This is a genomic window from Gammaproteobacteria bacterium (ex Lamellibrachia satsuma) (assembly GCA_019623805.1).
In the GTDB taxonomy this organism is placed as follows: Bacteria; Pseudomonadota; Gammaproteobacteria; order Chromatiales; family Chromatiaceae; genus QGON01.
On sequence record CP053680.1, the window covers coordinates 3,296,447 to 3,309,098 of the forward strand.

Genomic DNA, 12,652 nt, shown 5'->3' on the forward strand with positions numbered 1-12,652 from the left:
CAGTGGGGGGAAGCCCTGATGTTGGCAGGAAAGGTTATTGGAGAGCTCTGACAGGCGCCCCCTCTATTCCTGCCAACTCTTTTTTACGCAATAACAATAGTGGTCTTGCGGCAACTCAACTTTTTACCGCAGTTTGAAGACTGAAAATGTGTAATGGGTGCAGTACAAAATATTTGGAATCTCATAAGGGTCGGAGTCAAATTTGATTGAGGCAACAGAGGTTTTCTGTGCCTGGAATCATTCAGCATCGACTTCGCCCCTCTTGCCACCCAATGAAAAATTGCCCTTGATACCTGAGAGGATTTAAAGAGAATGTCTATTTCCAGACGTGAGTTTCTTCGCCTGGTGGGACTCGCCGGCGCTGCCGGCATGATGCCCGGCTCGATCTTTGCAGCAGCCCGGCAGCCCGCCGATCTTTATGAGGTGCCGAAATTTGGTAATGTCTCTCTGCTGCACTTTACTGACACACATGCACAGCTGAATCCCATCTACTTTCGGGAACCCAATGTTAATTTGGGACTGGGTTATGCATTCAACAAGGCACCTCACCTGGTGGGTGACAAACTGCTGAACCATTTCGGTATCGCACCGAACGGCATCGAAGCCCACGCCTTCAGCTATCTCAATTTTGATGCTGCCTCGGCCAAGTATGGCAAGATCGGCGGCTTTGCCCATCTGCGAACGCTGGTGGACCGTATCCGTGCCGAGAGGGGGCCTGGTAACACCCTTTTGATGGATGGGGGCGACACCTGGCAAGGTTCCGGCACAGCCTACTGGACCCGCGGAAAAGATATGGTCGGTGCCTGCAACATGCTGGGTGTGGATGTGATGACCGGTCACTGGGAGTTCACCTATCTGGACAAGGAGGTGATCTCCAATATCCATGATTTCAAAGGCGACTTCGTAGCGCAGAACGTCAAGGTAAATGACGATGCCCTGTTCGACTACAAGTTTCCCGATTTTGACGGTTTTGACGAAGATGAGGGCAACGCCTTCAAGCCCTATGTGATCAAGAACGTGGGCGGTGCCCGTGTAGCCGTGATCGGCCAGGCCTTTCCCTATACCCCCATCGCCAATCCCCAGCGCTTCATCCCGGACTGGACCTTCGGTATCCAGGACGAAAGCATGCAGGCGGTGGTCGATATGGTGCGCGAAAATGAGAAGCCCGATGTGGTAGTGGTGCTCTCCCACAATGGTATGGATGTGGACATCAAGATGGCCTCTCGGGTCAGCGGCATCGACGCCATCTTCGGCGGCCATACCCACGATGGTATGCCGGCCCCGACGGTCGTCAAGAATGCCGGTGGCAAGACCCTGGTGACCAATGCCGGTTCCAACGGCAAGTTCCTCGGTGTGATGGATCTGGAGGTAAAGGGCGGCAAGGTGCGGGATTTTCGTTACCGGCTGCTACCGGTCTTTTCCAACCTGCTGCCCGCAGACAAGGAGATGCAGGCATACATCGACGGTGTGCGTGCCCCCTACAAGTCTCAGCTGGATGAGCGGTTGGCGGTGGCGGAAGAGACCCTCTATCGCCGTGGCAACTTCAACGGCACCTTCGATCAGGTCATCTGCGATGCTCTCACCGAGGTCAATGACGCCCAGATATCCCTCTCTCCCGGTTTCCGCTGGGGCACCACCGTGCTGCCGGGTCAGACGATCACCATGGACAACGTCATGGATCAGACCAGTATCACCTATCCCGAGACCTATCGCCGGGAGATGAGCGGTGTCGACATCAAGGCAATCCTGGAGGATGTGAGTGACAACCTCTTCAACAAGGATCCCTACTATCAGCAGGGGGGTGACATGGTGCGGGTCGGTGGCCTGGACTATGTCTGTGAGCCGGGCAAGGGTTTCGGCAAGCGCATTACCAATATGACCCTGAACGACGGTACCGCAATTGATGCTGACAAGAAGTATGTGGTTTCCGGTTGGGCGACCGTGGGTTCAAAATCTCCGGGCCGTCCCATCTGGGATGTGGTGGGTGACTACCTGCGTCATCAGAAAACGGTAAAGATCAAAAAGCTCAACACCCCGAAACTGGTCGGCGTGAAGGGTAATCCAGGTATTGCGGAGTACCGAAGCAGCTGATGATCCTGCTGGGGTAGGGTGCGCATGGCGCACCCTACGTTTCGAATCACACGCCCAGGATGTGGTAGCCGGAGTCGACGTAGAGCACGTCCCCGGTGATGCCAGAGGCGAGGTCAGAACAGAGGAAAGCAGCCGCATTGCCCACCTCTGCGGTAGTCACATTACGTCGCAGCGGGGTCTTCTGCTCCGCTTCGTCGAGCATGCTCTTGAAGTTCTTGATGCCGGATGCCGCCAGGGTACGAATCGGACCTGCGGAGACTGCGTTCACGCGGATGCCGTCGGGACCCATTGAGTCGGCCATGTAGCGGACATTGGCCTCCAGGCTCGCCTTGGCAACCCCCATCACATTGTAGAAGGGAACGGTGCGCACGGCGCCGAGATAGCTCATGGTGATCAGCGAGGCGTTACGGCCCTGCATCATCGGCATGCCAGCCTTTGCCAGCGCGGCGAAACTGTAGGCGCTGATATCGTGGGCCATGGCAAAACCCTCACGGGTCAAATTGTCCAGATACCTGCCTTCCAGATGGTCGCGGGGGGCGAAACCCACAGAGTGGACTATGCCGTCGAGGCCGTCCCATTTCTTGCCCAGTTCCTCGAATACTGCATCGATCTGCTCGTCACTGGTGACATCCAGCGGCAGTACGATATCCGAACCGCACTGGTCGGCGATCTTCTGCACCCGGCTCTTGAGTTTGTCACCCTGGTAGGTGAAGGCGAGCTGTGCGCCCTCGCGGTGCATGGCTTCGGCAACGCCCCAGGCGATTGAACGGTTGCTGGCGACGCCAACGATAAGAATACGTTTGTCTTGCAAAAAACCCATGGAACAATTCCTTGGTGGTGTCATCAAACAGAATTGCGGATAATGCGGCCAGTGGCCGATTGCCTCGGCGAACTCTGCGTTTATTTCCAGCTGTCTGGATGTACGCTAACTAAGAACGAACTAAGTTACCCGAAATTTCCCGAATCGAAAAGGGCGAGCCCTGCCATTTTATGCGCGTCAGATTGATAAAACTAAGAGGAGTCTGCAGTCTGTTGCTGATCGGCATGCTGTTGACCGGGTGCGATGACTCCCCCTGGAACTCGCCTCACCCCGCCGGCGAGATGTCCAGCCAGGTGCTCTACCGCTCCTTCTCCGAGCGCCCCAAGCATCTCGATCCAGCCCGCTCCTACAGCTCCAATGAGTATGAGTTTATCGCCCAGATCTATGAGCCGCCGCTACAGTACCATTTTCTGAAACGGCCCTATGAGCTGGTGCCTCTGACCAGTGAGGGTATGCCCCAGGTCACCTACCTGGACGCCGACGGCAAGTCTCTGCCGGATGGTGCTCCGGTTGATGAGATCGCCTTCAGTGACTACCTGATCACTATTCGACCGGGTATTCGCTTTCAACCCCATCCCCTGTTTGCCCGGGATGAGTCTGGTGAATTTCTCTACCATCAGTTGAATGAAAATCAGTTGGAAACGCTGCATATTCTGGCCGATCTGCCGGTGAACAACAGCCGCGAACTGACGGCGGCGGACTACGTCTACCAGATTAAACGCCTCGCTTTTCCCCGTTTTCACTGCCCTATCGCCGGGGTGATGAATGAGTACATCGTCGGTTTCAAGGCGTTTTCCGAGCGCCTGAGCGCCGAGGATAAACGGCTGCAGAAGAAGACCGGTCAAGAGCGTCCTTATGTCGATCTGCGGGAGTATGATCTGCCAGGTGTGGAGGTGGTGGACAACTACCGCTATCGCATCCGTCTCAAAGGTAAATATCCCCAGTTCGTCTACTGGATGGCGATGCCGTTCTTTGCCCCCATGCCTTGGGAGGCGGACCGCTTCTACGCCCAGCCAGGGTTGCGCAAGCGCAATATCAAACTGGACTGGTATCCGGTAGGCACCGGGGCGTTTATGTTGACGGAGAATAACCCCAACCTGCGCATGGTGCTGGCGCGCAATCCCAATTTTCATGGTGAGTCCTATCCCCAAGTGGGTGAACCCGAGGACATCGCGGCTGGACTGTTGCAGGACGCCGGTTTGCCGCTGCCCTTTGTCGACAAGGCGGTCTATAGCCTGGAGAAGGAGACCATTCCCTACTGGAATAAATTTCTGCAGGGCTACTACGATACCTCCGGTATTTCGTCGGACAGTTTTGATCAGGCGGTGCAGTTCGGTGATCAGGGAGAGGTGGGGCTGACGGAGTCGATGCGGCAGAAAGGGATTCAGCTGACCACTGCTGTACAGACTTCCATCGGCTATTTTGGCTTCAATATGCGCGATTCGGTGGTCGGCGGGGATTCTGAACGGGCGCGGCTGCTGCGTCGTGCCATCGCCATTGCGGCGGACTACGAAGAGTTTATCTCCATCTTTGCCAATGGGCGGGGCATCCCGGCACAGGGAATGATTCCGCCGGGCATCTACGGCAACCGGCCTGGAGCCGAGGGAGTCAACCCCTACGTCTACGAGGTGATTGACGGTAAACCCAAACGCCGTTCCATCGATGAGGCGAAGACGTTGTTGCAACAGGCGGGTTATACCGATGGGCGGGATCCGGACACAGGTAAACCACTGGTGCTCTACTACGATGCCGTGGCGACCGGTCCGGATGACAAAGCAAGGATGAACTGGTGGCGCAAGCAGTTTACCAAGTTGGGTATACAGCTGGTGGTCCGCGCGACCGATTACAACCGTTTTCAGGAGAAGATCCGCAAAGGCACCGGGCAGATGTATAGTTGGGGCTGGAATGCCGACTACCCTGATCCGGAGAACTTCTTCTTTCTCCTTTACGGCCCCAATTCCAAGGCGGACGGGGGAGGGGAGAACGCCTCTAACTACGCCAATCCTGAGTTTGATGGACTCTTCAGCAGGATGAAGAATATGGATAACGGCCCCGAACGGATGGCAATCATCGACCAAATGATGGAGATACTGCGGCGGGATGCCCCCTGGTTGTTTGGTTATCACTCCAAGGCGTTCTCCCTGAGCCACGCCTGGTATCACAACGTAAAACCCAATCTGATGGCGAACAACACGTTGAAATACAAACGGGTCGACCCTGACTTGCGCCATGAGTCTCAGTTGGCATGGAATCAACCGGTGCTCTGGCCGGTGATTGGCACTGCGGTAATATTACTGCTCTCCCTTATTCCCGCCGTTGTGCTGTTCCGACGCCGGGAGAGGAGTGCTGCACGATGATGGCCTATATTGTACGGCGGATGCTCTATGCCATCCCGATCCTGATCGGGGTGAACATCATCACCTTCCTACTCTTCTTCGTGGTCAACTCCCCTGATGATATGGCGCGCATGAATCTGGGCATGAAGCGCGTCACTCCCGCCGCTATCGAGGAGTGGAAAGCAGAGCGGGGCTACGATCTTCCGATGCTCTACAATGAATCCGAGGCGGGTGCTGGACAGATCACCCGGACCATCTTCTTTCAGAAGTCGGTGAAGCTGTTTCAGTTTGATTTCGGCGTTTCCGACAGCGGCCGCGATATCGGATACGACATCTCCCAGCGCATGTGGCCCAGTCTTGCCATCGCGGTGCCGGTGCTACTGGTTGGATTGGCGTTGAATATCACCTTCGCCCTGCTGATCGCCTTCTTTCGCGCCACCTATATCGATTTCTGGGGGGTAGTGATCTGCGTGGTGATGATGTCGATCTCAGCGCTTTTCTACATCATCGGTGGGCAGTATCTGGTGGGGAAACTGCTCCATCTGGTGCCGATCTCGGGTTACAGCACCGGGCTGAGTGCGATCAAGTTTCTGCTCCTGCCGGTGATCATCGGGGTCATTGGTGGTATCGGTGCCGGCACCCGCTGGTATCGCACCCTTTTTCTGGAGGAGATCAACAAGGACTATGTGCGCACTGCCCGGGCCAAGGGTTTGAGTGAGCAGTGGGTGCTGTTCGGCCATGTCTTTCAGAATGCGCTGATCCCGATCCTGACCGGCGTGGTGGCTGTGCTGCCGCTGCTATTCATGGGCAGTCTGATCACCGAATCCTTCTTTGGCGTACCGGGCCTGGGCAGTTACACCATCGATGCCATCAACCGGCAGGATTTCGCCATCGTGCGGGCGATGGTCTTTCTTGGCTCCGTGCTCTACATCATCGGACTGATACTGACCGATATCTCCTATACCATCGTCGATCCAAGGGTGCGATTGCAGTGATTCAGTCATGGAAGAGAATTTGTCATTTCGACCAGAGGGAGAAATCTCATGGCAAGGACGCAAAGCTACTACGTTTACCTCCTGACCAACAATAATGGGAAAGTTATGTATGTTGGGGTTACAAACGACCTGCAACGCAGAATATATGAACACAAACGGAAACTGGTTAAGGGTTTTACCCAAAGATACAACATTGATAAGTTGGTCTATTTCGAAGAAACCGATGATGTGGTTGCAGCTATTACAAGAGAAAAACAGATAAAAAAGTGGAGGCGAGAGAAGAAAAATGCATTGGTTGCAGAGACTAATCCTTGCTTTGAAGATATTGCGGCAGAATGGGATGGAGATTTCTCCTTGCGGTCGAAATGACAGAGTTCTATGAAACGCGTTGTTGAAAGAAACCAAATCGATAGAGTAATCCATGCCTGATCTGGTGATTCTCTGGACCGACGCCTTGGTCTTCCTGCTGGTTTTACTGGCAGTCAGCTTTGCCCTGTTCGCCAGTCGGCGGGAACATCTGCGTGCCCCCTGGCGGCATGTGGCGCGCAGCCGTGTGGGTATGGGGGCGCTGGTGGTGCTCTCCTGTTATATCCTGATCGGCCTGCTCGACTCCATTCACTACCATCCCGATATGGATGGCACAGAGGGGGAGACCGCCGAGGTGCTGAGCCTCTTCGATCTTATGGTCACACCCTTGCGCACCCGCACCGAGAAGACCTATTCGGCACCGCTTGCAACACACCTCTACGCCAAGGAGACCATCGAACTGGCTGGTGGAAAAAGCCAACGTGACTATCCCCGGCTGAAGTTCGGCGGTGCCCATCTGGCAGACCCTGAACTCGACTGGGCTTCCGATATTTATCTTAATGTCATACACGGAACGCTGGAGGGCATAGTCTGCTGGCTGGGTCTCTCCGTCCTGTTTGTGGCGCTGATGGCGAGGCGGGAAAATTTGACCTTCGGGCAGATGCAGTCACGGGTGATTCGCTATGAGACGCCAATCCCCTGGCGTACAGTGCTCATTACATTGGGCGTGCTGCTGGTGCTCGGTTTTATCCTGGGCGAACTGGCGGTTCAGTACCACCTCTTCGGCACCGACAAAGTGGGGGAGGATGTCTTTTATCAGGCGTTGAAAAGTATCCGCACCGGACTGTTGATCGGTACCCTGACGACCATGGTGATGCTGCCTGCTGCGATCCTGCTCGGCATCATGGCAGGTTATTTCCGGGGTTGGGTGGACGATCTGATCCAATACAGCTACACCACCCTCAACTCCATTCCAGGGGTGTTGCTGATCGCCGCCGCCATCCTCATGATGCAGATCTACATGAGCAATCACGAAGCGGAGTTTGCCAGTCTGACCCAGCGGGCCGACCTGCGGCTGCTCTTTCTCTGCATGATCCTGGGAGTGACCAGTTGGACAGGTCTCTGCCGTATGTTGCGGGGCGAGACTTTCAAATTGCGGGAGCTTGAGTATGTGCAGGCCTCCCAGGCCTTCGGTGTCGGTCACTTCACCATCATCGGCCGTCATATCCTGCCCAACGTGCTGCATATCGTATTGATCACCCTGGTGCTCGACTTCAGCGGCCTGGTGCTGGCGGAGGCGGTGCTCTCTTACGTCAATATAGGGGTCGATCCGACCATGAACAGTTGGGGCAATATGATCAACAGCGCCCGGCTCGAAATGGCCCGCGAGCCGATTGTCTGGTGGTCGCTGGCTGCAGCATTGATTTTCATGTTTACCCTGGTGCTCTCCGCCAACCTCTTTTCGGATGTGGTGCGGGATGCCTTTGATCCCAGACTGCGCACTAGCCGGTAGTGATATTGCCCATGAAAAATCATCTGTTAGCAATTGAAAACCTGCACACCCGGCTCGGTAACAAGCAGAACCCGGTGCGGGTGGTGGATGGTCTCAATCTGACCATTCGCCAGGGCGAGACGCTGGCGCTGCTGGGTGAATCGGGTTGCGGCAAATCGATGACCGCCCTCACCATGATGCGCCTGTTGCCGCCTTCCGGACGCATCAGCGATGGGCATGTCAAACTTGACGGTCTGGATCTGTTGACCCTTTCCGAACAGGAGATGCGCCAAGTGCGGGGCGGTCGCATGGGCATGATCTTTCAGGAACCCATGACCTCCCTCAACCCGGTGCTGCGCATCGGTGATCAGATTGCCGAGGCGGTGCGCCTGCATGACAAACTGAGTGGCGCGGCTGTGACGGAGCGGGTGGTGGAACTGCTTGATTCTGTCGGTATTCCCGATCCCCGTCGCCGTGCCAGAGAGTATCCCCATCAGCTCTCCGGCGGCATGAAACAGCGGGTAATGATCGCCATGGCACTGGCAGGGCGGCCAGAACTGTTGATCGCCGATGAACCCACCACAGCGCTGGATGTGACTATCCAGGCCCAGGTATTGAACCTGCTGAAACAGTTGCAGCAGGAGACCGGCATGGCGATCCTGCTCATCACTCACGACTTGGGTGTGGTGGCGGAGACTGCTGACCGACTGGCGGTGATGTATGCGGGGCAGATCGTTGAGACTGCGGATGTTGGAGCCTTCTTTGAAGGCCCGAAACACCCCTACAGCCGCAAGCTTTTTGAATCTCTGCCGGACAGTCACAAGCGGGACGAAAAACTGGCGGTCATCAGAGGGACGGTGCCGCCGCTGAACCAGCAGTTTTCGGGTTGCCGCTTTGTGGATCGCTGTGAACAGGCGGTATCCCGTTGTGGCAACGAGATACCCGACTGGGTCGACCTAACCGAACGGCAGGGCGTACGCTGCCTTATCTATGCCGACGACCCGATCACGCCCACGCTGAGTGATACCTCCGTCGAGGCGGAAACCCATAGTTTGTCCCGGGTGGGTGATGAATCCCTGCTGGATGTAACGGATCTCAAGGTTCACTTTCCCATCCATAAAGGCGTGTTTCGGCGTGTGGTGGGCCAGGTGCGGGCCGTGGATGGTCTCGGGCTGTCGATTGCCAAGGGACGAACCCTGGCCCTGGTGGGTGAGTCGGGTTGCGGCAAGACCACGGTTGGCAAGGGTATATTGCAACTGATCCGTCCCACCGAAGGGCAGGTGAAATTTGGCGAAGACGAACTGACGCAGTTGAAGGGAGAGGCGCTGCGCCAACGTCGCGCGGATATGCAGATTATCTTTCAGGATCCCATGTCCTCCATGAATCCGCGCATGCTGGTAGGGGAGATCATTGCCGAGGGGATGCGTGCGCAGAAGATCGGTAAAAAAAGAGATCGCAAGGTGCGGGTCAATCAGCTATTGGAACAAGTGGGACTGCATGCCGATGCAGCTACACGTTATCCCCATGAGTTCTCCGGCGGTCAGCGTCAGCGCATCTGTGTCGCCCGTGCTCTGGCGGTGGAGCCGCAATTGATCGTCTGCGACGAACCCACCAGCGCGCTGGATGTGTCGGTGCAGGCGCAGATCCTCAACCTGTTGAAATCGCTGCAGCGAGAACTGGAGTTATCCTACCTCTTCATCACGCACAACATCTCGGTGGTTTCCTATCTGGCCGATGAGGTGGCAGTGATGTATCTGGGCCGTATTGTGGAGCAGGGCAGTGTCGAGAAGGTGCTGGGGTCGCCGGCGCATCCCTATACCAAAGCACTGCTTTCAGCCGTGCCTGTGCCCGACCCCGATTTTCAACGCTCGGTGATCCGTCTGGAGGGAGATATGCCTTCTCCCGCCAATCCGCCGAATGGCTGCCATTTTCATCCCCGTTGTCCAGAGGCCGTTGCAGCCTGTAGTGCCGGATACCCTGCTGAAACCACGATTTCAGAGACCCACCGCGTCAGGTGCTTCCGCATTGATCAGATATAAGAGCGTGTCCATGGTGATAAACACGGGTGTTCCTGGGAACATTATTCTCCTTGTGCTATATCTTCTGATAGACCAATGCCGGATAAGGACAGGAGGATGGGAAGGTGATCAAGAAAAAAACACGCGTAAGAAGGACAAAGAAGGTGAGTGTTTCCAAAGCTGAAAAAGCGGGTCGTAAATTCTGCGATATGCCGGAAATGGCTGTGCGCCAAGTGCCACAGGATGTCGATCCGGGACGGGCTGCATTTATCCTGGATATGGATAACATCTGGGTAAACGGTACGGTTATCCATTACTGTTTTTTTGAACATACGAAACATGACTCGCCAACAAAATGGACAGGGAACGCAGCGGATAAACGTGCGGTGAGAAAAGCATTCAAAGAGTGGAAGGATCTGGGTATCGGCCTTGAATTCGTTGAAGTGAAAAATCTCGATGAAGCCGAAATAAGGATCGGCTTTAATCAGGATGAAGGCTCCTGGTCATATATCGGCACCTATCCGATGGGTAATATCTCAAAGCGTAAGCGAACGATGAACTTTGGCTGGTCGCTGACAACATCCCATGGAAAGGATACGGCGCTGCATGAGATTGGTCATTCCCTCGGTGCCAAACATGAACATCAGAATCCGTTTGCCGGCATTCAATGGAACCGGCAGGGGGTCTACGATTATTTCAGCGGCCCGCCGAATAACTGGAGCCGCAGAAAAATCGACAGCAATATTTTGGACGCAGTTTCTGAAAGTGACGTGGAAGGTTCGGGCTGGGACAGCAATTCTGTCATGCATTACGAATTTCGGGCTGCTCTGATTGAAGGTCCGTCCCCCTATGATTCCACCGGCATTCATCCTGCTGCCGGCCTCTCACCCAAAGACAAAAGCTGGGTACAGCATTTCTATCCGTTGCTGAGAAAAAAAGACTACATAAATCTGATGCCGTTTCAGTCTGAAGTTATTCAGATCGAAGCGGGCGGACAGGTGAATCTGGTTATCAAGCCGCAAACAACGCGCAAATACACCATGCAGTCTTTTGGAGAGGCAGATACTTTGATGGTGCTTTTTGAGGATGGTGGAACCGATGATCCCATCTATCTTCAAGCCGATGATGACAGCGGTACTGACTACAATGCCAGAATCGAGCATCGACTGATGAAAGGCACAACCTATATTCTCCGCGTTCGTCTTTACTGGGCCAATGCGGCGGGTGAAACGGCTGTTATGCTTTGGTAGCGACTATCAGCAAGACCGGTTCACGGAAGAACCGGAGGGCTGTTGCATTGCTCAATCAGGAAATAACCGCAGAGTTTGGTAGGGTGCGCCGTGCGCACCAGAATAAGCAGTTACAGCAATCATGGTGCGCGCGGCGCACCCTACGTCTGTTACCTTATGAGAAGCCACACTCCATGCTAGCTATCACCACGAACTCGGAAACCTGAGTTAAAAGTAAAGGCCAATGAGTAAAGAAATAAATATATTCGTCTCCTATAGTCATCGCGATGATGACTGGCATGAGCGGCTTATCGCCTTTCTGGACTCTCTCAAGTTTACCCGTTTGAAAGCGCTGGATCTGAAGAGTGGGAACCTGTATCAGAATGCCAGATTTCACTATCGCGCCTGGTCGGACAAACAGATCGATCTCGGCAGCAATTGGAAGCCGGAGATAGAAGATGCCATCCGGCAGGCGAGGGTGGCAGTATTGTTGGTTTCGACCGACTTTTTAGCCTCTGAGTTTATCCTCGAACAGGAGTTGCCACTGCTGATCGACCGCTCCAACAGCGGCGAACTTGCCATCTTTCCACTTATCATCCGTCCCTGCCTGTGGCAAGAAACCGCCTGGCTGCAGGAGATTCAGATATTTGATGCGGGGCAGGCTATGTCGGAACTGCCAAAGCATGAATGGGAGAAAAAACTTGTCGAATTTTCCCTGCGTATCGATGAGCAACTGGAGAGCGAACGGAGCGGTCAGGCGCTGGTGGATGAAGAGGCAGATATTGTCGAGGAGATCATTGCTGCCTCCATTTCCACACAACCCATCTATACAGAGCCGTTTAAGGAGAAGAACGCCTCTGGCAACGAATTCTATACCTGGAACGGTGTGCGCAAACTGATAGACGATTCTGGATTCTGCGAGACTGAAGAATACGTCGTCGATGGACTGCTGCTGTTCCGCACCGTGAAACAGCGTACTTGGCTTGCTGTTACGGAGCGGCAGCTGTTTTGTGTGCTGGATGGTGAAAAGACACGCAAGCGCGGAAGGCTTATACAGTGGCACGAATCCTTGAATCAAAATCTACCAGTGCGCGCTCGTGACCGTGCCAACGCGCAAACCGGTTTGCTCAATGTCGGTACCCATGTGAACTGGCTCTATTCCAAACGGCTGCATAAAAGCCCGGGAGAGCTTGAGGAACAGGTCACCAAGCTGCTTGAGAATGCGTGACGACAGGCCGACTACACTTTGTAGGAGCCGCGCCCCGCGGCGAAAAGGCGCCTGTATTTCACCACTATGCCGGATCGTGCCGGAGCGGTGCTTCTACGGGCAGATCATTGAAGAGTGGTCTACCTTTTAAGGAAGGA

The 12,652-nt window shown here is 54.9% G+C and carries 9 protein-coding genes; 8 read left to right on the forward strand and 1 reads right to left on the reverse strand.

Features of this window, described 5'->3' with window-relative positions:
• Positions 1-312 precede the first annotated feature (312 nt).
• Positions 313-2,091, forward strand: a complete 1,779-nt coding sequence (gene soxB / locus HPY30_14465; protein ID QYZ67072.1) for a thiosulfohydrolase SoxB — start codon at positions 313-315, stop codon at positions 2,089-2,091.
• A 46-nt stretch (positions 2,092-2,137) separates the two neighbouring features.
• Here the strand turns inward: soxB and HPY30_14470 are convergent, their stop codons facing one another.
• Entirely contained in the window at positions 2,138-2,911 is a 774-nt protein-coding gene (locus tag HPY30_14470; GenBank protein ID QYZ67073.1) for an enoyl-ACP reductase, read from the reverse strand.
• 224 nt (positions 2,912-3,135) lie between these two features.
• On the opposite strand from HPY30_14470, the gene HPY30_14475 reads away from it, so the two are divergent.
• The 7 genes from HPY30_14475 to HPY30_14505 all read left to right on the forward strand — a co-directional run bounded on the left by HPY30_14475 (position 3,136) and on the right by HPY30_14505 (position 12,515).
• Positions 3,136-5,268 (forward strand): ABC transporter substrate-binding protein, encoded by a 2,133-nt coding sequence (locus tag HPY30_14475; protein ID QYZ68069.1) that lies wholly within the window; start codon positions 3,136-3,138, stop codon positions 5,266-5,268.
• Entirely contained in the window at positions 5,265-6,242 is a 978-nt protein-coding gene (locus tag HPY30_14480) for an ABC transporter permease (GenBank protein ID QYZ67074.1), read from the forward strand. Before HPY30_14475 ends, HPY30_14480 begins: the two co-directional genes overlap by 4 nt.
• 48 nt (positions 6,243-6,290) lie before the next feature.
• Positions 6,291-6,611: a GIY-YIG nuclease family protein gene (locus HPY30_14485; GenBank protein ID QYZ67075.1), complete on the forward strand. Its 321-nt coding sequence runs from the start codon at positions 6,291-6,293 to the stop codon at positions 6,609-6,611.
• Between the two features lie 52 nt (positions 6,612-6,663).
• Positions 6,664-8,061, forward strand: a complete 1,398-nt coding sequence (locus HPY30_14490; protein QYZ67076.1) for an ABC transporter permease — start codon at positions 6,664-6,666, stop codon at positions 8,059-8,061.
• 11 nt (positions 8,062-8,072) lie between these two features.
• Positions 8,073-10,079, forward strand: a complete 2,007-nt coding sequence (locus HPY30_14495; GenBank protein ID QYZ67077.1) for an ABC transporter ATP-binding protein — start codon at positions 8,073-8,075, stop codon at positions 10,077-10,079.
• A 143-nt stretch (positions 10,080-10,222) separates the two neighbouring features.
• Positions 10,223-11,308, forward strand: coding sequence for a hypothetical protein (locus HPY30_14500; GenBank protein ID QYZ67078.1), 1,086 nt, complete (start codon positions 10,223-10,225; stop codon positions 11,306-11,308).
• Positions 11,309-11,531: 223 nt separating this feature from the next.
• Positions 11,532-12,515: a toll/interleukin-1 receptor domain-containing protein gene (locus HPY30_14505; protein QYZ67079.1), complete on the forward strand. Its 984-nt coding sequence runs from the start codon at positions 11,532-11,534 to the stop codon at positions 12,513-12,515.
• Positions 12,516-12,652 lie beyond the last annotated feature (137 nt).